The sequence below is a fragment of the Micrococcus sp. H39-S4 genome (assembly GCF_027158145.1).
Classification (GTDB): domain Bacteria; phylum Actinomycetota; class Actinomycetes; order Actinomycetales; family Micrococcaceae; genus Micrococcus; species Micrococcus luteus.
Genome location: NZ_JAPVLT010000003.1, coordinates 160,271 through 183,919, shown reverse-complemented (window position 1 = coordinate 183,919; position 23,649 = coordinate 160,271). Strand labels below are relative to the sequence as shown.

21 protein-coding genes are annotated in these 23,649 nt (G+C 75.5%); 12 read left to right on the top strand and 9 right to left on the bottom strand.

Features of this window, described 5'->3' with window-relative positions; genetic code table 11:
• On the bottom strand, window positions 1-678 hold the full coding sequence (locus tag O3T09_RS04675; RefSeq protein WP_036316546.1) for an SDR family NAD(P)-dependent oxidoreductase: 678 nt from the start codon (window positions 676-678) through the stop codon (window positions 1-3).
• A 3-nt stretch (window positions 679-681) separates the two neighbouring features.
• Window positions 682-2,112: a DUF6421 family protein gene (locus tag O3T09_RS04670; protein ID WP_041103501.1), complete on the bottom strand. Its 1,431-nt coding sequence runs from the start codon at window positions 2,110-2,112 to the stop codon at window positions 682-684.
• 123 nt (window positions 2,113-2,235) lie between these two features.
• Between O3T09_RS04670 and O3T09_RS04665 the strand changes: the two genes are divergently transcribed.
• Both O3T09_RS04665 and O3T09_RS04660 read left to right on the top strand, forming a co-directional pair.
• Complete coding sequence (locus O3T09_RS04665) at window positions 2,236-2,694, top strand: Lrp/AsnC family transcriptional regulator (RefSeq protein ID WP_036316550.1); 459 nt, start codon at window positions 2,236-2,238, stop codon at window positions 2,692-2,694.
• Between the two features lie 131 nt (window positions 2,695-2,825).
• Window positions 2,826-3,665 carry a glycerophosphodiester phosphodiesterase gene (locus O3T09_RS04660; protein ID WP_100058411.1) on the top strand — a complete coding sequence of 280 codons (840 nt, stop codon included), beginning with the start codon at window positions 2,826-2,828 and terminating at the stop codon, window positions 3,663-3,665.
• Window positions 3,666-3,676: 11 nt separating this feature from the next.
• Here O3T09_RS04660 and O3T09_RS04655 read toward each other — a convergent pair whose 3' ends face one another.
• The 3 genes from O3T09_RS04655 to O3T09_RS04645 all read right to left on the bottom strand — a co-directional run bounded on the left by O3T09_RS04655 (window position 3,677) and on the right by O3T09_RS04645 (window position 7,618).
• A complete protein-coding gene (locus O3T09_RS04655; protein WP_145015548.1) occupies window positions 3,677-5,191 on the bottom strand; it encodes an aldehyde dehydrogenase family protein in 1,515 nt (504 codons plus the stop codon).
• A gap of 212 nt (window positions 5,192-5,403) precedes the next feature.
• Entirely contained in the window at window positions 5,404-7,122 is a 1,719-nt protein-coding gene (gene pgm / locus O3T09_RS04650; RefSeq protein ID WP_145015550.1) for a phosphoglucomutase (alpha-D-glucose-1,6-bisphosphate-dependent), read from the bottom strand.
• Window positions 7,123-7,189: 67 nt separating this feature from the next.
• Entirely contained in the window at window positions 7,190-7,618 is a 429-nt protein-coding gene (locus tag O3T09_RS04645) for a Fur family transcriptional regulator (RefSeq protein WP_070708944.1), read from the bottom strand.
• A 161-nt stretch (window positions 7,619-7,779) separates the two neighbouring features.
• Here O3T09_RS04645 and O3T09_RS04640 point away from each other — a divergent pair, with 161 nt between their 5' ends.
• From O3T09_RS04640 to O3T09_RS04630, 3 genes are all read left to right on the top strand, one after another.
• Window positions 7,780-8,898, top strand: coding sequence for an acyl-CoA hydrolase (locus O3T09_RS04640; RefSeq protein ID WP_136939880.1), 1,119 nt, complete (start codon window positions 7,780-7,782; stop codon window positions 8,896-8,898).
• Complete coding sequence (locus O3T09_RS04635) at window positions 8,895-11,018, top strand: PIG-L family deacetylase (protein ID WP_049144909.1); 2,124 nt, start codon at window positions 8,895-8,897, stop codon at window positions 11,016-11,018. The genes O3T09_RS04640 and O3T09_RS04635 overlap by 4 nt, the downstream gene beginning before the upstream one ends.
• Window positions 11,019-11,115: 97 nt before the next feature.
• Window positions 11,116-11,685 carry a DUF4190 domain-containing protein gene (locus O3T09_RS04630; protein WP_010079686.1) on the top strand — a complete coding sequence of 190 codons (570 nt, stop codon included), beginning with the start codon at window positions 11,116-11,118 and terminating at the stop codon, window positions 11,683-11,685.
• Window positions 11,686-11,694: 9 nt separating this feature from the next.
• Here O3T09_RS04630 and O3T09_RS04625 read toward each other — a convergent pair whose 3' ends face one another.
• Window positions 11,695-13,206 carry an amidase gene (locus O3T09_RS04625; RefSeq protein ID WP_136939881.1) on the bottom strand — a complete coding sequence of 504 codons (1,512 nt, stop codon included), beginning with the start codon at window positions 13,204-13,206 and terminating at the stop codon, window positions 11,695-11,697.
• Between the two features lie 83 nt (window positions 13,207-13,289).
• On the opposite strand from O3T09_RS04625, the gene O3T09_RS04620 reads away from it, so the two are divergent.
• Together O3T09_RS04620 and pheA are read left to right on the top strand one after the other, a co-directional pair.
• Window positions 13,290-13,616 carry a rhodanese-like domain-containing protein gene (locus O3T09_RS04620; protein WP_002858251.1) on the top strand — a complete coding sequence of 109 codons (327 nt, stop codon included), beginning with the start codon at window positions 13,290-13,292 and terminating at the stop codon, window positions 13,614-13,616.
• The gene (gene pheA / locus O3T09_RS04615; protein WP_036316234.1) at window positions 13,613-14,563 is read left to right on the top strand and encodes a prephenate dehydratase; all 951 of its coding nucleotides are present in this window, start codon (window positions 13,613-13,615) and stop codon (window positions 14,561-14,563) included. The genes O3T09_RS04620 and pheA overlap by 4 nt, the downstream gene beginning before the upstream one ends.
• A gap of 345 nt (window positions 14,564-14,908) precedes the next feature.
• Here the strand turns inward: pheA and O3T09_RS04610 are convergent, their stop codons facing one another.
• Window positions 14,909-16,087 carry a diacylglycerol/lipid kinase family protein gene (locus O3T09_RS04610; RefSeq protein WP_036316232.1) on the bottom strand — a complete coding sequence of 393 codons (1,179 nt, stop codon included), beginning with the start codon at window positions 16,085-16,087 and terminating at the stop codon, window positions 14,909-14,911.
• 43 nt (window positions 16,088-16,130) lie between these two features.
• Between O3T09_RS04610 and serS the strand changes: the two genes are divergently transcribed.
• Together serS and O3T09_RS04600 are read left to right on the top strand one after the other, a co-directional pair.
• A complete protein-coding gene (gene serS / locus O3T09_RS04605) occupies window positions 16,131-17,414 on the top strand; it encodes a serine--tRNA ligase (protein WP_036316230.1) in 1,284 nt (427 codons plus the stop codon).
• Window positions 17,415-17,537: 123 nt separating this feature from the next.
• Window positions 17,538-18,347: an HAD family hydrolase gene (locus tag O3T09_RS04600; RefSeq protein WP_036316228.1), complete on the top strand. Its 810-nt coding sequence runs from the start codon at window positions 17,538-17,540 to the stop codon at window positions 18,345-18,347.
• A 27-nt stretch (window positions 18,348-18,374) separates the two neighbouring features.
• On the opposite strand, the gene O3T09_RS04595 is transcribed toward O3T09_RS04600, so the two are convergent.
• Both O3T09_RS04595 and O3T09_RS04590 read right to left on the bottom strand, forming a co-directional pair.
• Complete coding sequence (locus O3T09_RS04595; RefSeq protein WP_036316227.1) at window positions 18,375-19,004, bottom strand: hypothetical protein; 630 nt, start codon at window positions 19,002-19,004, stop codon at window positions 18,375-18,377.
• Between the two features lie 89 nt (window positions 19,005-19,093).
• Complete coding sequence (locus tag O3T09_RS04590; RefSeq protein ID WP_063189151.1) at window positions 19,094-19,681, bottom strand: inorganic diphosphatase; 588 nt, start codon at window positions 19,679-19,681, stop codon at window positions 19,094-19,096.
• 220 nt (window positions 19,682-19,901) lie between these two features.
• Here O3T09_RS04590 and O3T09_RS04585 point away from each other — a divergent pair, with 220 nt between their 5' ends.
• From O3T09_RS04585 to tilS, 3 genes are read left to right on the top strand one after another with little or no spacing between them, the layout of a single operon-like run.
• Window positions 19,902-21,212 (top strand): D-alanyl-D-alanine carboxypeptidase/D-alanyl-D-alanine-endopeptidase, encoded by a 1,311-nt coding sequence (locus tag O3T09_RS04585; RefSeq protein WP_233490709.1) that lies wholly within the window; start codon window positions 19,902-19,904, stop codon window positions 21,210-21,212.
• 34 nt (window positions 21,213-21,246) lie between these two features.
• Complete coding sequence (locus tag O3T09_RS04580; protein ID WP_020625286.1) at window positions 21,247-22,479, top strand: zinc-dependent metalloprotease; 1,233 nt, start codon at window positions 21,247-21,249, stop codon at window positions 22,477-22,479.
• On the top strand, window positions 22,466-23,647 hold the full coding sequence (gene tilS / locus O3T09_RS04575; RefSeq protein WP_036316223.1) for a tRNA lysidine(34) synthetase TilS: 1,182 nt from the start codon (window positions 22,466-22,468) through the stop codon (window positions 23,645-23,647). The genes O3T09_RS04580 and tilS overlap by 14 nt, the downstream gene beginning before the upstream one ends.
• The last annotated feature ends 2 nt before the right edge of the window (window positions 23,648-23,649 follow it).

Genomic DNA, 23,649 nt, shown 5'->3' with positions numbered 1-23,649 from the left:
TCAGTCCGTTCCCTTCTCCTGGAGCGTGAGGACGGCGTCGTTCAGCGCGCCCGCCTCAGCCTTCCACAGTCGCGCGTACTCCTCGGCCAGCCGTTCCTCGAGCCCGGCGAGGGACTTCACGCGGAACACGACGGCCGCCGAGCGCAGCGGCGCCTCCGCGTCCCGGGCGGCCTTGGCCCAGCCCTGCGCGACCGCGCGGGTCCATGCCTCGCTCGCCGCCTTCACCGCGGCGTAGTTCGCGCCGCCGGCGAGCGGCCGGGTCACCGCCGTGGACGAGACGATCGCGAGGCGACCGGCGGACGAGGCCCGCAGGTCGTCGTCGAGGGCCCGGCTCACGTGCCGCAGCGCCGTGAACGAGGCCTCGAGGGCGCGGTAGTCCTCCTCGGTCTGGCCGGCGAGGCCCCCGCCGCCGCGCCAGCCGCCCACCAGGTGGAGCAGGCCGTCGATCCGGGTGCCGCGGGCGTGCAGGTCCTCGACGAGGCCGCGGACGGCGGTCTCGTCCGTGAGGTCCAGGGCCGCGGTCTCGGCGCCGAGTTCGGCGAGGGGGGCGAGCTTCGCGGCGTCGCGCCCGGTCGCGACGACGTGCGCGCCGGCGTCGAGGAGGGTGCGGGCGGCGGCCCGGCCCGAGGCGCTCGTGGCGCCCGCGATCAGGACGGCGCGGTCGGTCAGGGCGGCCACGGGTCAGGCGTCCGTGCCGCGGATCCCGGCGGTGGACTCGATGACGCCGCACATCTTCTTCTCGAGGGCCTCGAAGAACATGGACAGCGGGAACTCGTCGTCGAGCACGAGGTCGGTGTAGCCCTTGGGCGGGCCGGCGAGCACCTCGCGCGGCAGGCCCTGCGCCCACACGGAGGCCGGGTGCGGGGTGACCACGGAGGCGACGAGCTCGTAGGCCTGGAGCCAGTGCACGGTCTTGGGGCGGTCGATGGACTCCCAGTAGAGCGTGTCGATGGCGTCGCCCAGCTCGACGACGGCGTTGGCGAGCCGGTCCCAGTCCACGCTGAGCTCGACGTCGCGCCACTGGATCACGTCCTTGCGGTGCAGCCAGGCGAAGAGCAGCTGGCCGCCGAGGCCGTCGTAGTTGCGGACGCGGGAGCCGGTGAGGGCGAAGCGGAAGACGCGGTCGAAGAGGACGGCGTGCTGCACGAGCCCGGCGTGGCGGCGGGTCTGCTCCTCGAGCGCGGTGAGCTGCTCACCGGCGGCGGCGCGCGCCGTGAGGCGGCGCTCGATCGCCACGCACTCGCGGAAGGCGGTCATGTCGCAGCGCATCTCCTCGAGCGTGTAGAGGAAGAAGGGCATGCGCTGCTTGATCATGAACGGGTCGAAGGGCAGATCGCCGCGCATGTGCGTGCGGTCGTGGATGAGGTCCCACATCACGAAGGTGCCCTCGGCGAGCTCCTGGCAGGAGAGCAGTTCGGCGAGCTCGGCCGGGAGCTCGAGCTGGGTGATCTCGGCGGCGGCGGTGACGACCCGGCGGAAGCGGGCGGCCTCGCGGTCCTGGAAGATGGCGCCCCACGTGAAGGTGGGGATCTCGCGCATGGCCACGGTCTCGGGGAAGAGGACGGCCGAGTTCGTGTCGTAGCCGGGGGTGAAGTCGATCAGGCGCAGGGAGACGAAGAGGCGGTTGCCGTAGTCGCCGGCCTCGAGCTCGGCGATGAACTCGGGCCAGATGGTCTCGACGACGAGGGCCTCCACGTGCCGGTCGGGGGAGCCGTTCTGCGTGTACATCGGGAAGACCACGAGGTGCCGGACGCCGTCGACGCGGTGCTCCTGCGGCTGGAAGGCGACGAGGGAGTCCAGGAAGTCCGGGACGCCGAAGCCGCCGTCGGCCCAGCGGGCGAAGTCGCGGGGCAGGGCGGCGAGGTAGGCGGCGTCGTGTGGGAAGAGCGGGGCGAGCTCCTCGACGGCGGCGACGATGGTCTCCACGTGCTCGCGCGCGGCGGCGTGGTCCGCGGGGTCCGGGATGGAGCCGTCCTTGACCTGCAGGGGCTGCAGGGCGGTGGCGGCGGCCTTGAGGCGGAGCCAGGCCGGGTGGGTCTCGACGGTGCGCGCGTCGGCCGGGGTCTCCGGAACGACGACGTCGGTCCGGGCGGGCTGCAGAGTGGTGGACATGGAACCCTCCTGAGGTCGAATCGCCGGAAAATATCCGGTGATGCGGATCACTTGCCGGAAGGTTTCCATGAGGGCATGGGGCTGTCAACCCGGCGGCCGGGGCCGGCTGATAGCGTGCGGCGCATGGACGACCCTGTCGACGCGCGGCTTGCGGCCGCCGTCTCCCATGACCCGCGCGCCACGCTCGCCCAGCTCTCCGAGCGGGTCGGCCTCTCGACCTCCGCCGTGCAGGCGCGCCTGCGCCGGCTCGAGAGCACGGGCGTCATCACGGGCTACCGTGCGCTGCTCGACCCCGAGGCCGTGGGCAGGCCGCTCTCCGCGTTCATCGAGATCAGCCCGCTGGACCCGCGCCAGCCCGACGACGCCCCCGAGCTCCTCGAGTCCATCGCGGCGATCGAGGCGTGCCACTCCGTGGCCGGCGACGCCGCGTACATGCTCTTCGTGCGCGTGGGCTCGCCACGCGAGCTCGAGGCCCTCGTGACGGAGATCCGCCAGACGGCGTCGGTGTCCACCCGGACCACCGTGGTGCTGCAGACCTTCTACGAGCACCGCCCCATGCTGGAGTTGCCGGCGGAGGACTGAGGGCGGGCGCGTCGGCCCCACCTGTCACGTGAGTGGTCGGAATGAGGGCGGGTCTGACGCTCATTCCGACCTCTCGCGTTCCCGGCTGCGGCAGCGGGCACTCGGCCGTCCGTCCCCGCTACGGTGATCCCGTGCGTCCGACCTCGCCCCGTCCCGCCCCCGCCTACCTCACCGACTCCGTCCCCGCCCGTCGCGGCCACCCGCTGGGGTTCGCGCACCGGGGCGCCGCCGTCGACCGGGAGAACTCCCTGGCCGCGTTCGTGGACGCCCACGCCGCCGGGTTCACCTACCTCGAGCTGGACGTGCGCACCACGGCGGACGGCGAGCTCGTCGTCTTCCACGACGACACCCTGGACCGCGTCAGCACCGGCCGCGGCCGGCTGCACGACCACACGTGGGAGCGGCTGGCGGACGTCACGGTCGGCGGGGAGCCGCTGCTGCGCTTCACCGAACTGCTCACGGCGCTCCCCGAGGCGCGCCTCAACGTGGACCTCAAGGACCGCGCGTCGGCCCCGGCCCTGGCCCGCATCCTCGCCGAGCACGGCGCGTGGGACCGCGTGCTCGTCGCCTCGTTCCACGACTCGCGGCGCCGCCTCTTCCGGCGCGCCCTCGCCCGCCTCGGCCACCCCGAGCGGGCGTACGGGCCGGAGCGGGTGGCGACGTCGGGCGGGGCGGCCGCCATCGCGGCGCTCGTGACGCTGGGCCCGCTGGGACTGACCCGCTGGCTGCGCCGGTACGCCCTCGACGTCGACTGCGTGCAGGTGCCCGTCCGGCACGGCCGCGTGCCCGTGGCCACCGCCGACTTCGTGCGGCGGTGCCACGCGGCGGGCCTGCCGGTGCACGTGTGGGTCGTGGACGAGCCCGCGGAGATCGAGCGCCTGCTCGACCTCGGCGTCGACGGCGTCATGACCGACCGCGTCGACGTCCTCGCTGAGGTCTACGCCCGACGCGGCTTCTGGCCGCAGCGCTGATCCCCGCCCCCTCAGAGCATCTTCGGCAGCAGCGCCCGCTTCATCCGCCCGTACGGCGGGTACGCGGTCTTGAGCGTGTCCACCTGGTCCGACTTCGTGATGGACGGGCGCAGGTGGGAGAACGTCTCGAACCCGTGGATGCCGTGGTACGCGCCCATCCCGGACGCGCCGATCCCGCCGAACGGCAGCGTCGCGATGCCGGCGTGCAGCAGGCCGACGTCGTAGCCGAGGCCACCGGCCTGCACCTGGTCGTCGAACGCCCGGTGATAGCTCGGCCGGTCCGTGAACAGGTAGGCGGCCAGCGGGTGCGGGCGCTCCGCGATGAAGTCCAGGGCGTCCTGGAAGGTGTCCACGGTCAGCACGGGCAGGATCGGGCCGAACAGCTCCTCCTGCATGAGCGCGCCGTCCGGCGTGACGCCCGTCACCACGGTGGGCGCCATGTACCGCCCCGCCACGTCCACGTCGCCGCCGACGAGCAGCTCGGCGCCGGCGTCGAGGTCCGCCTGGAGCATCTCCTGCAGCCGCTCCGCGTGCTCGGCGGAGATGAGCCGGCCGTAATCCCTCGACGCGCGGGGGTCGTCGCCGTAGAACTCGCGCAGGGCTGCGGGGAGCTCGGCGGTCACCTGGCGCAGCGCGGCCTCGCCGACGGCCAGCACGTAGTCCGGGGCCACGCACGTCTGGCCCGCGTTGGTGAACTTCGCCCACGCGATGCGGCGGGCCATCGCGCCCGTGTTCCGCGACGGCGTCACCACCGCCGGCGACTTGCCGCCCAGCTCGAGCGTCACGGGGGAGAGGGTCTTCGCCGCCGCCTCGTAGACGATCCGGCCCACGCGCTCCCCGCCGGTGTAGAGGATGTGGTCCCACGGCTCCGCCAGCAGCTCGGTGTTGCACTCCTTGCCGCCCGCCACCACGGAGACCAGCGCGGAGTCCAGGTACTGCGGCACCAGCTCCCGCAGCGCTGCCGCCGTGGCCGGGGCCTTCTCCGACGGGCTGAGCACCACCGTGTTGCCGGCCGCCAGCGCGCCCACGACCGGGGCGAGCGCGAGCTGCACCGGGTAGTTCCACGCGCCGATGACCAGCACGAGACCCTTGGGCCGCGGCCGGACCTCCGCGCTCGCGGGCCGCAGGGCCAGCGGCAGCTTCACGGGCCGCGGCTCCATCCAGTCGGTCAGGTGCAGCAGCGCGTGGTCCACCTCGGAGCGCACCGAGACGATCTCCGTGATCAGCGCCTCGGTGGCCGGCTTGCCCAGATCCGTGCCGAGCGCCGCGACGAACCGGTCCTCGTGCTCGGTCAGCATCCGCTTCAGGCCCTTGAGCTGGCGCACCCGCACCGCGCGCGGGTGGGCGGCGCGGGAGCGGGCGGCGGCGCGCAGACGCTCGACGGCGGCCCGCGGCTCCTCGGGTCGGGGCCCGGTGGGGGCGATCGGCAGGGCCTCGGTGGGCAACGGTTCGCGGACGGGATCGTCGGCGGGGGAGTCGGGAGAGTCGGGAGAGTCCGTGGTCGGACCGGGGGGCTGCGTGCTCATGCCGGCCACGCTACCGAGCGGCCCTGTGCGACGGCAGGGCGTGGCGCCGTCGTCGTCCCCCGCGCGACCCGCGCACTTTCGTTCGGAAGACGGCGCCCCTAGGGCCTTTTCGTTCGGGAAACGGCGCACGCGCCCCGCCGTTTCCCGAACGAAAGCGGTGCGACACGCCGCCGTTTCCCGAACGAAAGCGGACGGGGCGGGGGGCGGGGGCGTCAGCCGATGACCGCGTCCACCAGCCGCTGCGCCTCCGCCTGCACCTGCGTCAGGTGCTCGGGGCCGCGGAAGGACTCCGCGTAGATCTTGTAGACGTCCTCGGTGCCGGAGGGCCGCGCCGCGAACCACGCGTGCTGCGTGACCACCTTGAGCCCGCCGATCGGGGCGCCGTTGCCCGGGGCGTTGGTCAGCGTCGCGAGGATGGTCTCGCCGGCCAGCTCGGTCACGGGGACGTCGTCGGGGGAGAGGGTCTTCAGCTTCGCCTTCTGCTCGGCGGTCGCGGGGGCGTCGATGCGCGCGTACGCCGGGTCGCCGTGCAGGGCCACGAGGTCGCGGTACCGCTCGGACGGGGACTGGCCCGTCACGGCGATGATCTCCGCGGCCAGCAGGCACAGCAGCAGCCCGTCCTTGTCCGTGGACCACGGGCTGCCGTCGAACTGCACGAAGGACGCGCCCGCGGACTCCTCGCCGCCGAACACGCCGGTGCCCGTCAGCAGTCCCGGCACGAACCACTTGAAGCCCACCGGCACCTCCACGAGCTCGCGGCCCAGGTCCCCGGCCACGCGGTCGATCATCGAGGAGCTCACCAGGGTCTTGCCCACGCCCGCGCTCTGGGGCCACTGCTGGCGGTGGCGGTACAGATAGTCGATGGCCACGGCGAGGTAGTGGTTCGGGTTCATCAGCCCGCCGTCCGGGGTGACGATCCCGTGCCGGTCCGCGTCGGCGTCGTTGCCGGTGGCGACGTCGAAGGGCGCCTGCCCGTCCGCGTCCGGGGTCATCCGCTCGATCAGCGAGGCCATCGCGTTCGGCGACGAGCAGTCCATGCGGATCTTGCCGTCCCAGTCCAGGGTCATGAACCCGAACCGCGGGTCCACCTCCGGGTTCACCACGGTCAGGTCCAGCCCGTGGCGGTCGGCGATCTCGCCCCAGTAGGCCACGGAGGCCCCGCCCATGGGGTCGGCGCCGATGCGCACGCCCGCCTCGCGGATCGCCTCCACGTCGATCACCTGCGGCAGATCGGACACGTACCGGTCCAGGAAGTCGAAGCCGCCCAGCTTCGCGTGGCCGTCGACGTCGGCGCTCGCCACCCGGCGCACGCCCGCCAGCCCGCCGGCGAGCAGCTCGTTGGCGCGGTCGGCGATCCACGTGGTCGCCTCGGTGTCCGCGGGGCCGCCGTGGGGCGGGTTGTACTTGAAGCCGCCGTCCGCGGGCGGGTTGTGCGAGGGGGTGATCACGAGGCCGTCCACGAGGCCGGCGTTGTCCCCGTCCACCGCGAAGCCCGACGGCGCCAGCTCGCGCCCGGCGTTCAGGTGCAGGATCGCGTGGGACACGGCGGGGGTGGGCGTGTAGCCGCCGCGGGAGTCGACGAGCACCTCGACGTCGTTGCCGAGCAGCACCTCGACGGCGGTGTCCTGCGCGGGCCCGGACAGGGCGTGGGTGTCCTTGCCGACGAGGACCGGCCCCGTGATCCCGTGGTGTGTGCGGTACTCGACCACGGCCTGCGTGATGGCGGCGATGTGGTCGTCGTTGAACGAGGTCGTGAACGCGGAGCCGCGGTGGCCGGAAGTGCCGAACACGACCTTCTGCGTCGGGTCCGTCACGTCCGGGTGACCGGTGCGGTACGCCTCCAGGAGGGCGTCGACGTCGATGAGGTCCTGCGGCAGGGCGGGGGTGCCGGGACGCTCGGCGGCGGGCAGGGCGGCGGTGTTCTCGGTCATGTGCCTCACCTTGGCACGGGCGGGCGGACGGGGGAAGACGCGCGGCCCAGCGGGACGACGCCGGCGGTCACTCCCGGCAGCCGGAGCACAGCCCCCAGTAGTAGACCTCGGCCTCGTCGACCGCGAAGCCGTGGTCCTCGGGGGCGTCGAGGCACGGGGCGGAGCCGGTGCGGCACGGCACGTCCACGACCGTGCCGCAGCCGCGGCACACGAGGTGGTGGTGGTTGTCGCCCGTGCAGATCTCGTAGCGGGCCGGGGAGCCGGCGGGCTGCAGGGAGCGCACGAGCCCGGCCTCGGTGAGCGCGTGGAGGCAGTCGTAGACGGCCTGGTGCGAGGTGCCGGGCAGGGCCCGACGCACGGCGGCCAGCACGGTGGACGCGTCCGCGTGGGGGTGGTCGGCGAGGGCGGTCAGCACCGCCAGGCGGGGCCGGGTCACGCGCAGGCCGACGCCGCGCAGCAGCGTGCGCTCGTCCTCGTCCCGCGTCGTGGTCTCCATGCCAGTCGATCCCATCCGGTTCTCTGGAACATGTCAAGAAAGAGCGGGCCGCTTCGCCCCCGGCGCACCGGCCATTCCCCGCCGTGCCCGTGCTGACTACGGTGAATCCTCGACCCCGGGGCGCACCGGCCCGGGCGCCACTGACGAGGAGGTCCCCACCCATGGCCCAACCCGAGCCCGTCCGCTTCGTCCCGGGCGGAGCCGTGGACCGCCCGGCCGAGCAGGCCCTCCTCGCGGCCGCCGCGGCCTGCGACGGCGACGTCGACGCGATGGTCGAGCTGCTCCGCGCGGCGTCCGGCGCCGGGTCCGGCCAGGACGCCGCCCCGCTCGACCTGCCGCTGACCGGCGCGGGGCGCACCCGGGAGCAGTGGGAGCTGCTCGCCTCCGTCGCCGCGCAGGACCTCTCGGCCGCCCGCGTGCTCGAGCCCCATCTGGACGCGCTCTCGATCCTGTCCCAGGCCGGCGTCCCCGCCCCGGCCGGGCTGCTCGGCGTCTACGCCTCCGAGTCCGGCGGCCGCACCCCCGCCCTGCGCCCCGTCCCGGACGGCCCCGACACCGCCTGGCTGCTCGACGGCGAGAAGCCGTGGTGTTCGCTCGCGGACCGGTGCGCGGCCGCCGTCGTGACCGGCCGGGAGGCGGACGGCACCCGCCGCGCCCTGCTCGTGGACCTGTCCCACCCCGGCGTCGCCGAGACCGACTCGGCCTGGCCCGCGCTCGGCCTCGCCCCGATCCGCACGGTGGGCCTGGCCTTCGACGCCGTCCCCGGCAGCGCCGTCGGCGGCGCCGAGTGGTACCTGCGCCGGCCCGGCTTCGCATGGGGCGGCATCGGCGTGGCGGCGGTGTGGTTCGGCGGCGCCGTCGGCATCGCCCGCACCCTGCGGAACGCCACCGCCGCCCGCGCGGCCGCCGAGGCCGAGGGCCGCGGACCGGGCCCGGACCAGATCGGCCAGGCGGCGCTCGGCCGCGTCGACCGGCTGCTCCATGCGATGGCCGCCCTGCTCGCCCGTGCCGCCGACGACGTGGACGCCGGCCGCTTGGACCACGGCCGCGGCATGGTCGAGGCCGACCGGATCCGCGGCACCGTGGCGCAGCTGTGCACCGAGGTGATGGACGTCGTCGGGCAGGCCACCGGCCCCGGCCCGCTCACCGGCAGCGCCGCGCACGCCCGCGCCGTCGCCGACCTGCAGGTCTACCTGCGCCAGCACCACGGACACCGCGACGACGCCCGGCTGGGCGCCGCGCTCCTGACCGGCGAGACCGACGGCGGCTGGACGTGGTGAGCTTCTCCCACACCGACGACGGCACGTCCGAGGCGGCCTGGGCCGAGGGCGGCGTCGGCGAGCTGCCGGAGCTGCGCCTGCCCGTCTGGGACGCGCAGACGCTGCTGCTCGTGGCCGTGGCGCACCCGGACGACGAGACCCTCGCCGCCACCGGCCTGATCCGCTCCGCCCTGCGCGGCGGGGCACGCGTGCACGTGCTGGTCGCCACCGCCGGCGAGGCCTCCCACCCGCACTCGCCCACGCACACGCCCGAGGACCTGGTCCGGCTGCGCCGGGACGAGATGGAGCACGCCCTCGACGCCCTCGCCGCCGGCCTGCCCGCCTCCGCAGGCCCCGGCTCTCCGGCGCGGGACCGGCTGACGTGGGCGTCCCTGGCCCTGCCCGACTCCGGCGTGGCCGAGCACGAGGACGCCGTGCGCGACGCCGTCGCCGCGGCCCTCGACGCCCACCCCGGCCCCGCCGTGCTCGCCTCCCACGACCCCGGCGACGGCCACGCGGACCACGAGGCCGTGGGCCGCGCCGTCGGCGCGGTCGCGGGCGAGTGCGACCTGCCGCTCTACGCCTTCCCCATCTGGTTCTGGCACTGGGCCGACCCGGCCGACCTGCCCGCCCGCCGCTACCGACGGCTGCCGCTCACCGACGACGACCGGGCCGCCCGCCGTGCCGCCCTCGACGCGCACGCCTCCCAGGTCCGGCCCCTCTCCGACGCGCCCGGTGACGAGGCGATCCTCGGCCCCGCCGTGCTCGCCCACCACGAGCGCCCGTTCGAGGCCCACCGCGTCTCCGGCCCCGACGACGCCGACGCCCACCGGGCCGCCGCCGTCTTCGACCGGCTCTACCGGGCCCAGGAGGACCCGTGGCGCTACCTCAGCTCGTCGTACGAGGCCCGCAAGCGGGCGCTCACCCTCGCCGCCCTGCCCCGGCCCCGCTACGGGACCGTGGTGGAGGCGGGCGCGTCCATCGGCGTGCTCACCGCGGACGTGGCCGCGCGCGCGGACCGCGTGGTCGGCCTCGAGGCGTCCCCCACCGCCGTCGAGCGCGCCGCCGCCCGGCTGTCCGGCGCGCCGCACGCCGAGGTGCGCCGCGCCGTGCTGCCCGCGGACTGGCCGGCCGACGTCGCCGGCGCGGACCTCGTGATCGCCTCTGAGATCGGCTACTTCCTGCAGCCCGAGGAGCTCGACGCGCTGATCGACGATGCCGACGCCGCGCTCGCCCCCGGCGGCGAGCTGCTGCTGTGCCACTGGCGCCACCCCATCGAGGGCTGGCCGCTGGACGGGGACGCCGTGCACGCGCGCGTCGCCGCCGACCCGCGCTGGCGGCTGCGCACCGAGCTCGTGGAGGACGACTTCCGGCTCAGCCTCCACGTGCGGGCCGCCGCCGCGACCCACGCCGTCGTCGTGGTGCCCGCCAAGGACGAGCAGGAGCGGCTGCCGGCCGCGCTCGCGGCCCTCGCCGCCGCCCTGGACCGCTGGGAGGAGCACCACGCGCAGGGCACGGCCGCGGTCGTGGTCGCCGCGGACCGCTGCGACGACGCCACGGTGGCCGCCGCCCTCGAGGCCCGCGCCGCCGACCCGCGCATCCACGTCCTCGAACTGGGGGAGCCGACCGCCGGGCAGGCCGGCGTCGGGCGGGCCCGCCTCGAGGGCGCCCGCCGGGCCCGCGCGCTGTTCCCCGACGTGCCCGCCGAGCGCCTCTGGCTCGCCTCCACCGACGCGGACAGCCGCGTCCCCGCCGACTGGCTGCTGGCGCAGACCGTGGCCGCCGGCCGCGACGAGGCGCTCGTGCTGGGCACGGTGGACGTGCGCCAGGGGCCGCTGCGGCAGGCCTGGCTCCGCGGCTACCGGCACGAGGAGGGGCACGCGCACGTGCACGGGGCGAACTTGGGGCTGCCGTGGTCGCTCTACGAGGCCGTGGGCGGATTCCCGCCGGTGGCCGAGCACGAGGACGTCGGCCTGGCCGAGGCCGTGCGGGCCCTGGCGGGGGAGCGCGACGGTGGTGAGGGCCGCCGGGTGCGCGTGATCGCCACCGACACCACCCGCGTGCTCACCTCGTCCCGCCTGGAGGGGCGGACCCCCGGCGGGTTCTCCGGGTACCTCAAGGCGGTGGGCCGGCCCGGGTGAGGCCGGCCGTGGAGCAGGGGTGCGGGGCCGGGCCGGGTCCGGGGGCACCGCCTAGACTCGGCACCGGACCGCGACGCCCCGAACCGGAAGGACCGTCATGACCGACCCCCACGCCTCCCACGACCCGCGCCGTGAGGCCGCCCGGCCGAGCTGGTACGGGTCCGAGGCCGGTGCGGGCTCCTCCGGCACCGGCTCCTCCGCCGCCGGCTGGCCCGACGCCCCGGCCGGCGACGCCGACCGCGCCGCCTGGGACCGGGCCCCCTCGTACGCCGAGCAGGAGGGGCAGACCCGCCCCGCCTACGGGCAGCCGTACGGCTACGGCCAGGACGCGAACACCGTCCCCGCCTACGGCTACGGGCAGGGCACGCCCGGCCACGGCTTCGGAGCCCCGCTGCAGCCCGGCCAGACCGACGGCGTCGGCCGCTCGGTGGCGTCCATGATCCTCGGCATCATCTCCGTGGTGGGCGGGTTCACGTTCCTCCTCCCGCCGATCGTGGGCGTGGTCCTCGGCCACATCGGCCTCAAGCGCGAGCCCCACGGCCGCGGCATGGCGATCGCCGGCCTCGTGATGAACTACGTGTCCCTCGCCCTGCTGCTGCTCGCCGTCGTGTTCCTCGTGATCCTGGTGATCGCCGGGATCTCCCTGGGCGACTACACCTCGACCTGACCGGCCGGCTCAGCCGGCCAGCAGCAGCTCGAGATGTGCGGCCAGGGCGAGCAGGGGCGCGGACGTGCCGGGCCGACCGATGAGCTGGACGGACCAGTTCAGGCCCCGCTCGTCCCGGAGCACGGGCACCGCGACCGCGGGCAGGCCGAGCACGTTGACCATCGAGGTGTAGGGCGTGAACGCGCACTGCGCCTCGTAGTTGGCCTCGGGCTCCATCGCCAGGAAGTGGCCGACCGGCGGGGGCGCGGTGGCCAGCACCGGGGTCATCACCACGTCGACGGCGGCGAACTGCGCCCGCACCCCGCGCGCCCACTCCTCGAGCCGGTGGGCGGCGTCGTCGAGCTCGGCGCGCCCTGCGGCCCGGGCCGTGCGCAGGAAGTGCGCGGCCACCGCGCCCACGTGGGCCTCGGCGTCCTCCGGCAGCGGCGCCCGGAGCAGTCCTGCGGTCCACACCGTGCGGAAGTCCCGGTGGTAGTCCTCGCCGTAGTAGGGGGAGAGGTCCTCGACCGCGTGACCGCCCGCGTCCAGGGCGGCGGCGGCCTTCGTCAGGGCGGTGACGGCGGGCCGGGCCAGGGAGATCTCCAGGTCGGGGGCGAACGGCGAGGCCGTGGTGACGCCGATCCGGCGGACGTCGACGGCGTCCCCGGCCCGGGCGGTCTCCACGGTGCGGCGCAGGTCCGACAGCACCCGGCCGGGCAGGCCCTCGGGGGTGAGCATCACGTCGTAGAGCAGGGCGGCGTCCTCGACCGTGTGGGCCAGCGGGCCCGACACCGTGAGGTTGCGGACCGTGTCCGCGTGCTCGTCCATCGGCAGCTCCCCGCGACCGGGCTTGAGGCCCACGAGCCCGCACGCCGCGGCGGGGATGCGGATGGACCCGCCCCCGTCCGAGCCCGGGGCGAACGGCAGGATCCCCGCGGCGACGGCGGCCGCGGCCCCACCCGAGGAGCCACCCGCGGTGCGGGTGGGGTCCAGGGGGTTGCGGGCCGGCGCCGTGACGAGGTTCTCCGAGTAGGAGTCCAGGCCGAACTCGGGCACGGTCGTCTTGCCGAGGGTGACGGTGCCGGCCCCGCGCAGGCGGAGCGCGAGCGGGTCGTCCTGCGCGGCCGGCGGCGCGTCGGCCAGCAGGGCGGAGCCGAACCGCGTGGGCATCCCGCGCACGTCGATCAGGTCCTTGTACGCCAGCGGAAGGCCGTGCAGGGAGGCGGGGGCGCCGTCGTCGTCCGGGGCGGGGGAGGTGTGCGGACCGGGCACGGCCCGGGGCGCGACGCGCGGGTGGGCCGCGTCCAGCTCGGCCGCACGGGTCCGGGCCCCCTCGGCGTCGAGGAGGGCGAACGCGCCGAGGTCCGCGTGGGCCTGGGCCGCGGCGAGGGCGGCCTCCGTGACCTCCCGGGCGCTCAGCTCCCCGGCGGCGAGGTCCTCCCGCAGGCGCACGGCCGAGCGGTCCAGGAGCCGGGCTGGGCCGGGGGCAGAGGGGGTGCGGTCGTCGTCGTCGGCGGCGGGTGCGGCGTCGGAGGTCTGCATGCGGCCGAGCCTAACGGGCGTGGCCCGGGTCATGGACGGCGGGGCCTTCCTGGGACGTCCGGGCGGGTGGCTACGCTGAAGCCATGAGCGCCTTCGAGACCGTCGATGTGAACGAGATCCCCGCCGATGCAACCATCCTGGACGTCCGCGAGGACGACGAGTGGGCCCTGGGCCGCGCCGCCGGCGCCCAGCACATCCCGCTGGGCCAGCTGCCGGACCGGCTCGAGGAGCTGGACCCGGACACGGACTACTACCTGATCTGCCGCACCGGCGGCCGCTCCGCCCGCGCCGCCGAGTTCATGACCGGCCGCGGCTACTCGGCCATCAACGTGGCCGGCGGCTCCGGCGCGTGGCTCGAGGCCGGCAAGCCGATGGAGGCCGACGGCGACGCCGAGCCCACCGTCAAGTGACGGGGACGGGCTCCGCTGACGCGACGCCGTCGCGCCTGCGCTACGCCTTCCTCGGCCCGGCCGGCACCTTCACCGAGGCCGCCCTGCGCAAGGTGGCGGACCCGGCCGAGGCCGAGTTCGTGTCTGCGGGCTCCGTGCTGAGCGCCGTGGCGGCGCTGCGCAGGGGGGAGGTGGACCGCGCCGTCGTCCCCATCGAGAACTCGGTGGAGGGCGGCGTCTCCGCCACCGTGGACGAGATCGCCCTCGGGGAGACGCTGCAGATCCTCGCGGAGGTGCACGTGCCCATCAGCTTCGTGCTCGTGGGCCGGCCCGGCGTCGCGATGGAGGACGTGCGGCGCGTGACCACGCACCCCCACGCCTGGGCGCAGGTGCGCGGCTGGGCCGAGACGGCGCTGCCGGGTGTGGATTTCACGCCCGCCCCGTCGACGGCGGCCGGGGCCGGCCTCGTGGCCCAGGGCGACTTCGACGCCGCCGTGTGCGCCCCGCTCGTGGCCGAGCAGACCGGGTTGCCGGTGCTCGCCGAGCGGATCGAGGACGTGCCGGGCGCCGTGACGCGCTTCGTGCTGCTCTCCCGGCCGACGGCCCTGCCCGCGCCCACGGGAGCGGACAAGACCACGCTGGTGGTGCCGCTGCCGGAGGACCGGCCCGGCGCCCTCGGGCAGATCCTGGCCGAGTTCACCACGCGCGGGGTGAACCTCTCCCGCATCGAGTCCCGGCCGACCGGCGAGGGCATCGGGCGGTACTTCTTCTCCCTCGACCTCGAGGGGCACCTGGCGGAGGCCCGCGTGGGTGATGCGCTCGCGGCCCTGTACCGGGAGTACCCCGACCTGCGGTTCCTGGGCTCGTACGCGCAGGCCGAGCCCGTGCCCACGAGGGTGCCGGCCGAGTTCACCGACGCCGCGTATCGCTCCGGCCGCGCCTGGGTGGAGTCCCTCCGCTCCCGCTGAGGCGGTGCCGCACTTTCGTTCGGGAAACGGCGGCCCCCGGGCCACTTTCGTTCGGGAAACGGCGGCCCCCGAGGGACTTTCGTTGACGAAACGGGAGGTTCCTAGGCCCCTTTCGTGGCCGAAACGGGACGATCACCACGACGACGGGCCGTCGTCGTGCTTCCCGTCCGCGCGTCGCCCCGGCGCCCGTTTCCCGAACGAAAGCGCTGGGGAAGCCGCCGTTTCCCGAACGAAAGTGCTGGGGAAGCCGCCGTTTCCCGAACGAAAGTGCTGGGGAAGCCGCCGTTTCCCGAACGAAAACGGTGGGGAAGCCGCCGTTTCCCGAACGAAAGCGGGGGCGGGGGGTCAGATGTGCGGGGCCGGTTCCGGGACGGGGGCGGCGGCGGAGACGCCGTCGTCGCGGACGGAGGCGTCGTCCTCGGCCACGAGCATCACGACGAGCGAGTCCGGCTGCACGCGGGCGTCGAGGGCGGTGATGACCCCGGTGGCGTCGCCGTCGAGCTGGGAGGGCATCGGCTCGGCGAACTCGACCTTCACGCGCTGGGCCTGCTCCGTGTGCATCACGGGGATGGAGCTGCGGGACCGGGTCACGGTCTTCACGGCGATCCGCGCCCAGTCGAGCGCGTGCCGGGGCGAGAGGACCATGACGTCGAGGAGGCCGTCGTCGAGCTTGGCCTGGGGCAGCAGCTCGACGCCGCCCGTGAGCATCCCGCAGTTGGCCACCATCACGGTGCGCACCTTGAACCGGCGGGGCTGACCGCCGTCGAGGGCCACGGTCACCTCGTGCCGCTTGCCGCGCAGGTGCCGTATGCCGGCCTCGCTGTAGGCCAGCCAGCCGGCCAGATCCTTCAGCTCATCCTTGGTGTCGCCCATGATGTCCGCGTCGTAGCCGGCGCCACCGATCACGGTGAAGGTCTGCCGGGTGACGCGCCCGTCCTCGTGCGTGCAGCGGACGTCCACGGTGTCGATGCGTCGCTGCCGGCCCCCCACGGCGATCCGCAGGCATTGCTCGACGTCGTTGATCGGCAGGTCCAGGTTGCGGGCCAGCAGGTTCCCGGTGCCCAGCGGCACCACGCCGAGGGCGACGTCGGTGCCGGCCAGCTGCTCGGCCACGGTGCGGACCGTGCCGTCGCCGCCCGCGGCTATCACGAGCCGGGCACCGGCGTCGAGGGCCTGCCGCGCCATGGCGGTGCCGGGGTCGTCCTCCTGCGTCTCGAGCACGAGCACCTCGCCGAGGCCCTCCGCCGCCGCGAGCCGCTCGAGCTCGCGCCGCACCCGGTCCGCGTGCGTCTTGATGGGGTTCAGCACCAGCGCGACCTCGTGGCGGCCCGTGCCGATGCCGGGCACCTCCTCCAGCCGGCGCTGCACGCCGCCCACCCGCGCGTCGAGGGCGTCCACCAGGAGACGCGTCCGTTGGTGCTGCACGCCGAGGCGGACCTGGCGCACCGCCAGCACCACCACGACGACGGCCAGCACGGCCAGGAGCACCAGGGCGGCCAGCGCCATCCACCACTCGGGAGTCATGCCCTGAGTCTAGGCGTCGGCCCCGCCCGCTAGGCTGGCGCACGTGATCGACGTCAAGGACCTCATCGAGCAGCCCGAGAAGTACCGCGCCTCCCAGGAGGCCCGCGGGGAGGACGCGTCCCTCGTGGACCGCGTGGTCGAGGCGGACGCGTCCCGCCGCTCGTCCATCGCGGGCTTCGAGCAGCTGCGCGCGGAGCAGAAGGCCTTCGGCAAGCGCGTCGCCCAGGCGAAGGGCGAGGAGAAGCAGGCCCTGTTGGCCGAGGTGAAGGACCTGGCCGCGCGCGTGAAGGAGGCCGAGTCGGCCGCCGGCGCCGCCGAGGCCCGCCTCGCGGAGCTGCAGCGTGGGTTCCCGAACCTGATCGTCGACGGCGTCCCGGCTGGCGGCGAGGACGACTTCGTGGTCCTCAAGGAGGTCGGCACGCCGCGCGACTTCGCCGCCGAGGGCTTCGAGCCGCGCGACCACCTCGAGCTCGGCGAGCTGCTCGGGGCGATCGACATGGAGCGCGGCGCGAAGGTGTCCGGCGCCCGGTTCAGCTTCCTCAAGGGCGTGGGTGCGCGTCTCGAGCTCGCCCTGATGCAGCTGGGCCTGGACCTGGCCCTGGAGAACGGCTTCGTGCCGGTCATCCCGCCCACCCTGGTGCGCCCGGAGACCATGCAGGGCACCGGCTTCGACGTCGAGCACGACGACGAGATCTACCGCCTGGAGCGCGACGACCTGTATCTCGTGGGCACCTCCGAGGTGGCCCTGGCCGGCTACCACGCGGACGAGATCATGGACGTGAGCGCCCCCGTCCGGTACGCGGGCTGGTCCACGTGCTACCGCCGCGAGGCGGGCTCGGCGGGCAAGGACACCCGCGGCATCATCCGCGTGCACCAGTTCAACAAGCTGGAGATGTTCATCTACGCCGCACAGGAGGACGCGGAGGCGGAGCACGAGCGTCTGCTGGCGTGGGAGGAGCGGATGCTCGCCGCGATCGAGGTGCCGTACCGGGTGATCGACATCGCCGCCGGCGACCTCGGCCTCTCCGCCGCCCGCAAGTTCGACTGCGAGGCCTGGGTCCCCACCCAGGGCACCTATCGCGAGCTGACGTCCACCTCGAACTGCACCACGTTCCAGGCCCGCCGCCTCAACATCCGCGAGCGGGTCCGCACGGCGGACGGCTCCAAGGGCGGGACCCGCATGGTGGCCACGCTCAACGGCACCCTGGCCACCACCCGCTGGATCGTGGCGATCCTGGAGAACCACCAGAACGCGGACGGCTCGGTCACCGTGCCCGCCGCGCTGCGCCCCTACCTCGGCGGGATGGAGCGCTTCGAGCTGGTCTGAGCGGACGACGTCGTCCCCGGCGGCGCCGGCCGTCCCGCCCGCCTGCCCCGCGGCGCCCCGGCGGTGCCCCGCCGTTCACCCGCGCGTCGCCGCCATGTCCGGGCCGTGTGGTTGGGTGGGGCCATGACGAAGAAGCTCGTGTGCCTGGACGTGGACGGAACGATCGTGGACCATGACGGCCATCTGCATGAGCCCGTGCGCGCGGCCGTGCGGGCCGTGCTGGACGCCGGGCACCACGTGGTCATCGCGACGGGCCGCTCCCGCGCGGCCACCCTGCCCGTGGCCCGCTCCCTGGGGATCGGCGCCGGCTTCATGGTGTGCTCCAACGGCGGCGTCACGCTGCGCCTGGACCCCGAGCTGGAGGAGGGCTACGAGATCACGGACCTGCGCACCTTCGACCCGCGCTCGGTCCTGACCCAGCTGCGCCACCGCCTGCCCAGCGCCAAGTACGCGCTCGAGCTGCCGGACGGCACCTTCCGCTCCACCGAGCGGTTCCAGGACATGTCCTTCGGCGTGGCCGCGGAGGGCGTCACGTTCGAGGAGCTCATGGACACCACGGCCGTGCGCCTCGTGGTGTTCTCCACGGACTCCTCCGCCGAGGAGTTCGGTCGCGCGGTGGAGGGCATCGGCCTGTCCGGCGTGACCTACTCCGTGGGCTGGACGGCGTGGCTCGACGTCGCCGCGGCGGGCGTGACCAAGGCCTCCGGGCTCGAGGCGCTGCGCACCGTGCTGAAGGTGGCCCCCGAGGACACCGTGGCCGTGGGCGACGGCCGCAACGACATCGAGATGCTGCGCTGGGCCGGCCGCGGCGTGGCCATGGGCCAGGCCGTGGAGGAGGTCGTGGCCGCCGCGGACGAGGTCACCGGGCACGTGGACGAGCACGGGCTCGCCACGGTGCTGCGCTCGCTCCTCGAGGAGCCGGCCGCGGCCTGAGCGGCGCGACCGGCCCGGGCCGCCGGGTCAGCCCCCCGCCAGCGTGAGCAGCCGCGCGGCGGCGGGGCGGCAGGCGTGCTCCTCGTTCCAGTAGGAGCGCTGCACCGCCTGCGAGACGGCCTGCGCCGTGATCCCGAGCGCGGCGGCCGCCGGCTTCTGCTGGCCGCGCACCCCGGGCACCAGCAGGTCCAGCACCGCCCACTCGGCGTCGGTCCGGGACCACACGAGCTGCCCGACGAGTCGCAGCACGGCCTCGGCCTCGGCGGCCGCCTCCTCGTCCCGGCCGCGCACGGCCAACGGGATCCGCGCGGTGGACACGGCCGCCGCCTCCACGGCCCGCCGCGCCGCCGCGAGACCGGGCCCGCCGGCGTCGTGCAGGTCCCCGGAGGTGGGCGCGCCCGCCGCACCGTCCGCGTGCGTCACCGTCCCGACGCCGACCCCCACGTTCCAGCGGCGCTGCCGCAGGGCGCGCAGCGCCACGTCCACGGCGACGCGCGGGTCCTCGACGGCGCCGATCAGCTCGTCGCCCACGGCGCGCTGGAACGGGAGCACGACGGCGTCGCCGAGCCCCGGCACGTCCTGGAGGGCGCGCAGGAACGTGTCCACGCGGTCGCCGGCGTCGAGGGTGTCCCGCTGGTTGATGGTGAGCACGAACATGGTCGTCGATTCTGCCAGCCCGCAGACGACGCCGGCCGCCCACCCCGAGGGGTGAGCGGCCGGCGTCGCGCGCGGGGGCGGTGCGGGGGTCAGCGGCCCTGGGGCTCGTCCGTCTCCTCGCCCTTCTCGGTGGCCGGCTGCGCCTCCTCGGTGTCCACGTCGCGGCCCTGGGGCTCGTCGGTCGGGGACTCGTCGCCCTCGGCGTTGAAGCGCTGGATGGAGGCCTCGAGCTCGGCCTCGGCCGCCGCGCGGCCCTCCCAGCCCTCGGCCTTGACCCACTTGCCCGGCTCGAGGTCCTTGTAGCGGGTGAAGAAGTGCTCGATCTCCTGCTTGAGGGACTCCTCCACGTGCTCGAGCTCGGTGATGTGGTCGTAGCGCTTGTCCGCCGGGACGCACAGCAGCTTGGCGTCGCCGCCGCCGTCGTCGGTCATGTTGAACACGCCGATCGGGCGGGCCTCGACAACGCAGCCCGGCACCAGGTCGAAGCCCGGCAGGTACACGAGGGCGTCCAGCGGGTCGCCGTCCTCGCCGAGGGTGTTCTCGAAGTAGCCGTAGTGCGTGGGGTACTGCATGGAGGTGAAGAGCACGCGGTCCAGGCGCAGGCGGCCGGTCTCGTGGTCGAACTCGTACTTCACGCGGGAGCCCGCGGGGATCTCGATGGTGACGTCGTGCGCCATGACTCTCCTTCGCACAGAGGGTGGGGTGTCCGGGCGGCGCGGCGCCGCCCGGCGGTGCTGCCGTCAGCCTACCGGGGGCGCCCGTCATGATGGACGCATGGGACAGGTGGACACGGGGCGCGCTGGGCGTCGGGATCGACGCACGGAACGCCTCCGGAGCCGCCCGCTCCCCGCCGTCCTCCTGGCCGCGCTCGCGGCCGTCCTGGTCGCCTGCGGGCCCGTGACCGCGCCGCCGGCCCCGTCGAGCACGTCCGCCTCGTCGACGACCGCCGGGCCGACGTCGTCGTCCCCGTCCACCGGCCCCACCGCGGCCCAGGTGGCGGCCGCCGTCGAGCCGGGGCTGGAGACGTCCCCGGGCACCGTCTCCGCTGAGTTCCGCGACCTGGCCACCGGCGAGGTGCTGTACGCGCGGGACGCGGACGAGCCCGTGGCCCCCGCGTCCTCGCTCAAGGTGCTCGCCGCCGCGGCCATCGTCTCCGCCCTGGGTCCTGAGACGACTCTGCAGACCACCGTGGTGGCCCAGCCCACCGCGGACGGCGCGGCCACCGAGCTGGTGCTCGTGGGTGGCGGCGACGTGCTGCTGGGCACGGGCGCCTCGGACTCGAAGCACGTCTCCGGCCGCGCGGGCCTGCGCACCCTCGCGGAGCGGACCGTGGCCGGGCTGGTCGAGGACGGCGTCACCGGGCAGGTGGTGGTCAGCACGGACCTGCGGCTCTTCACGGACCGGACGGCCCTGAACCCGCGCTGGACGTCGGACATCCCGGAGAGCGGCAACATCGCGCCGGTGCAGCCGTTGGCCACCTACGGCGGCCGTGAGGTCCCCGGCACCGGGGAGGACCGCATCGAGGCCCCGGCGCAGTTCGCCGCCCTCACCTTCCAGGCCGCGCTCGACGACGCGGTGGCCGCCTCCGGCGCCGACCTCGAGGTGGGTCTGCGGGACACGATCCCGGCCACCGAGGTGCCGCGCTCCACGGTCCTCGCCGCCGCCCCCGTCGCGGCGGTGGAGTCCGCGTCCGTGGGGGAGCAGGTCGCGTACCTGCTGGCCCACTCGGAGAACCAGGTGGTCGAGGCCCTGGCCCACACGGCCGCGCCCGCCGCCGACCTGCCCGCCACCCACGAGGGCGCCACGCAGCTGCTGACGGCCACCGCCGAGGACCTCGGCGTGGACACCGCCGGGATGGCGCTCGTGGACTCCTCGGGCCTGTCCCCGGACAACCGCGTCAGCGCGGGCCAGCTGGCCGGCGTCGTGGCCGGGGTGGCCCGCACACCCGCCCTGGGCACCGTGCTGGAGGGCCTGCCGCGGCCCGGCGAGGACTCCACCCTGGGCGACCGGTTCCCGGATGCCCCCGCGCGGCAGGCCGTGGCCGCGAAGACCGGCACGCTCGACCAGACGGTCTCCCTCACCGGCACCGTCACCACGACGTCCGGGCGGGTCCTCGCGTTCAGCATCATCTGCTCGGATCTGCAGTGGAAGTTGGAGCCCGCGCGCGCGGCGGTCGATGAGGCCGTCAGCGCCGTCGCCGGGCTCTGATCCGAGGTCCGGGGCCTGTGATCTGATGGAGCCCATGAGCGACGACCACGCGACCGACCGCCCCCGCGCCGCCGCGGACGCCGAGCCGGGCGCCCCCGCCGAGCCGGGCCCCGCCGTCGCCCACCCGGTGGACTGGGCCTTCGCAGCACGGACCGCACGGTCCCTCGCCGCCGCCGGCCCCCGGTTCACGCCGCGGGAGGCGACGCGCGAGGCAGAGGGCCTGCGCGCCGCCGCGGAGGCCGCCGTGCCGCACGTCCACCGCCTGACCGGGCTCGAGGCGGCACGGGACCTGCGCGACTCGCAGGTGCTCGTGGTGGACCGCCCCACCTGGTCGCGCGCCGCCACCCAGTCCTTCGCCACCCTGCTGGACCCCACGTTCGCGCATCTGCGGGACACCCGGCCCCGCGAGCACGCCGCCGCCACCACCCGCGTCACCCGGCACGCCACCGCCCTGGAGATGGGCGGGATCCTCGCCTGGATGTCCGGGAGGATCCTCGGCCAGTACGACCCGTTCATCGCGCTGCCCGGCCCCGGGGGGACGGCGGCCGGCCCCGCCGGCGGACGCCTGCTGCTCGTGGCCCCGAACGTCGCGCAGGTGCGCGCGGAGATCAACGTGGACCCGGCGGACTTCCGCCTCTGGGTGTGCCTGCACGAGCAGACCCACCGCGTGCAGTTCGCGGCCGCGCCCTGGCTGCGCGAGCACCTGCGGGCCGAGATCACGGCGCTCACCGTCGGCCTGTTCGACAAGGCCGAGTCCCTGCCCGAGCGCCTGCGCACCGCGCTCGCGGCGGCGAACCCGCTGGGTCGGGAGGCCGACGCCGGCCGGACTGGGGCGCGGGACGGACACGACGCGCAGGACGCGGCCCCGGCCCGCCCCACGCCGGGCCTGCTCGGTGCGATCCAGGACGAGGAGGACCGGGAGCGCCTGTCCCGGCTGACGGCCGTGATGTCCCTGCTCGAGGGGCACGCGAACGTGGTGATGGACGGCGTCGACTCCTCCGTCGTGTCCTCCGTCAAGACCATCCGCCGCCGCTTCGACGAGCGCGGCGACCGCCGCTCGCCCCTGGACCGCATGCTCCGCCGCGTGCTGGGCATGGACGCGAAGATGGCCCAGTACCGCGACGGCCAGAGGTTCGTGGCCGCCGCCGTGGCCCAGCTCGGCATGGCCGGGTTCAACGTGGTCTGGGACGCCCCCGAGCTGCTGCCGAGCGAGGCCGAGCTCCACGCCCCCGAGACGTGGGTGGCGCGCATCCGTGCCCAGGCCTGAGGCGCGGGACCCGGGGCCGACGCCGGCGGGCGGGGCCGGCGGCCTGCCCGCGGTCGGCGCATGGCCGCCGCGCACCCGCTGGCCCGAGCCCCTGCACCGGGCCGTCGCGGCGGTGCGGGAGGCCCTCGCGGGCGACGGGTCCTGTCGCGCGGATGCCGGGCCGGGCCGGGCGGGGAATCGCCCCCGCGGGCTCGTCGCCCTCTCCGGCGGCGCCGACTCCCTCGCGCTCGCCGTGGCCTGCGCCGTCCTCGTGGGCACCCGGGACGGTGCGCGGCTCGGCCCGATCGGCGCGGCCGTGGTGGACCACGGGCTGCAGTCGGGCAGCGACGCGGTGGCAGCGGCCGCCGCCGACGTCGCCCGCATCCTCGGTCTGACCCCGGTCACCGTCACGCGGGTCGAGGTGGCCCGCACCGGCGACGGCCCCGAGGCCGACGCCCGGCGTGCCCGCCGGGAGGCCCTCGCCGCCGCCGCCCGGGACGCGGGGCAGGGGCGCGCCGCCGTCGTCCTCACCGCCCACACCGCCGACGACCAGGCGGAACAGGTCCTCCTCGGGCTCGCGCGCGGCTCCGGCACGCGGTCCCTCGCGGGGATCCCGGCGCGCGGGACGCTGCCGGGCGGGGCCGCCGTCGCCCGCCCGCTGCTGGGCCTGACCCGGGCGGACACCGAGACGATCTGCCGCTGGGCCGGGCTGACCTGGTTCGAGGACCCGCACAACCGCGATCCCGCGCTGCTGCGTTCGCGGGTCCGCACCCGCGTGCTGCCCGCACTCGAGGACCCCGACGCCGGCCTCGGCCCCGGTGTGCGGGCCGGGCTGGTGCGCACCGCGGCCATCGCGGCCGAGGACGCCGCGGCCCTCGACGCCTGGGCCGGCGACGAGGTCGCCCGGCTGCGTGTCGACCCGCCCGCCCGGGACCCGCGCGTCGTCTCCCTGGACCTGGACGCCCTGGCCGCGCTGCCCGCCGCCGTGCGCCACCGCGTGATCGCGCGCGCCGCCCGCGCCGCGGGAGGGCAGGCCCCGCCCCGCGAACGGATCCTCGCGGCGGACGCCCTCGTGACGGGCGCCCGCGCGGGGGGCACGTCGGCCGGTCCGGTGGAGCTGCCCGGCGGGGTGGCCGCGCATCGGGCGTGTGCCAGACTGGACCTCATCCCCTGCCTGCCCGGTCCCTGACT

Excerpts from the sequence above, each read along its gene's own strand:
- O3T09_RS04670 (WP_041103501.1), bottom strand. The coding sequence starts at position 2,112 with ATGTCCACCACTCTGCAGCCCGCCCGGACCGACGTCGTCGTTCCGGAG.
- O3T09_RS04665 (WP_036316550.1), top strand. The coding sequence starts at position 2,236 with ATGGACGACCCTGTCGACGCGCGGCTTGCGGCCGCCGTCTCCCATGAC.
- O3T09_RS04655 (WP_145015548.1), bottom strand. The coding sequence starts at position 5,191 with ATGAGCACGCAGCCCCCCGGTCCGACCACGGACTCTCCCGACTCTCCC.
- pgm (WP_145015550.1), bottom strand. The coding sequence starts at position 7,122 with ATGACCGAGAACACCGCCGCCCTGCCCGCCGCCGAGCGTCCCGGCACC.
- O3T09_RS04645 (WP_070708944.1), bottom strand. The coding sequence starts at position 7,618 with ATGGAGACCACGACGCGGGACGAGGACGAGCGCACGCTGCTGCGCGGC.
- O3T09_RS04640 (WP_136939880.1), top strand. The coding sequence starts at position 7,780 with ATGGCCCAACCCGAGCCCGTCCGCTTCGTCCCGGGCGGAGCCGTGGAC.
- O3T09_RS04630 (WP_010079686.1), top strand. The coding sequence starts at position 11,116 with ATGACCGACCCCCACGCCTCCCACGACCCGCGCCGTGAGGCCGCCCGG.
- O3T09_RS04625 (WP_136939881.1), bottom strand. The coding sequence starts at position 13,206 with ATGCAGACCTCCGACGCCGCACCCGCCGCCGACGACGACGACCGCACC.
- O3T09_RS04620 (WP_002858251.1), top strand. The coding sequence starts at position 13,290 with ATGAGCGCCTTCGAGACCGTCGATGTGAACGAGATCCCCGCCGATGCA.
- O3T09_RS04610 (WP_036316232.1), bottom strand. The coding sequence starts at position 16,087 with ATGACTCCCGAGTGGTGGATGGCGCTGGCCGCCCTGGTGCTCCTGGCC.
- O3T09_RS04600 (WP_036316228.1), top strand. The coding sequence starts at position 17,538 with ATGACGAAGAAGCTCGTGTGCCTGGACGTGGACGGAACGATCGTGGAC.
- O3T09_RS04595 (WP_036316227.1), bottom strand. The coding sequence starts at position 19,004 with ATGTTCGTGCTCACCATCAACCAGCGGGACACCCTCGACGCCGGCGAC.
- O3T09_RS04590 (WP_063189151.1), bottom strand. The coding sequence starts at position 19,681 with ATGGCGCACGACGTCACCATCGAGATCCCCGCGGGCTCCCGCGTGAAG.
- O3T09_RS04580 (WP_020625286.1), top strand. The coding sequence starts at position 21,247 with ATGAGCGACGACCACGCGACCGACCGCCCCCGCGCCGCCGCGGACGCC.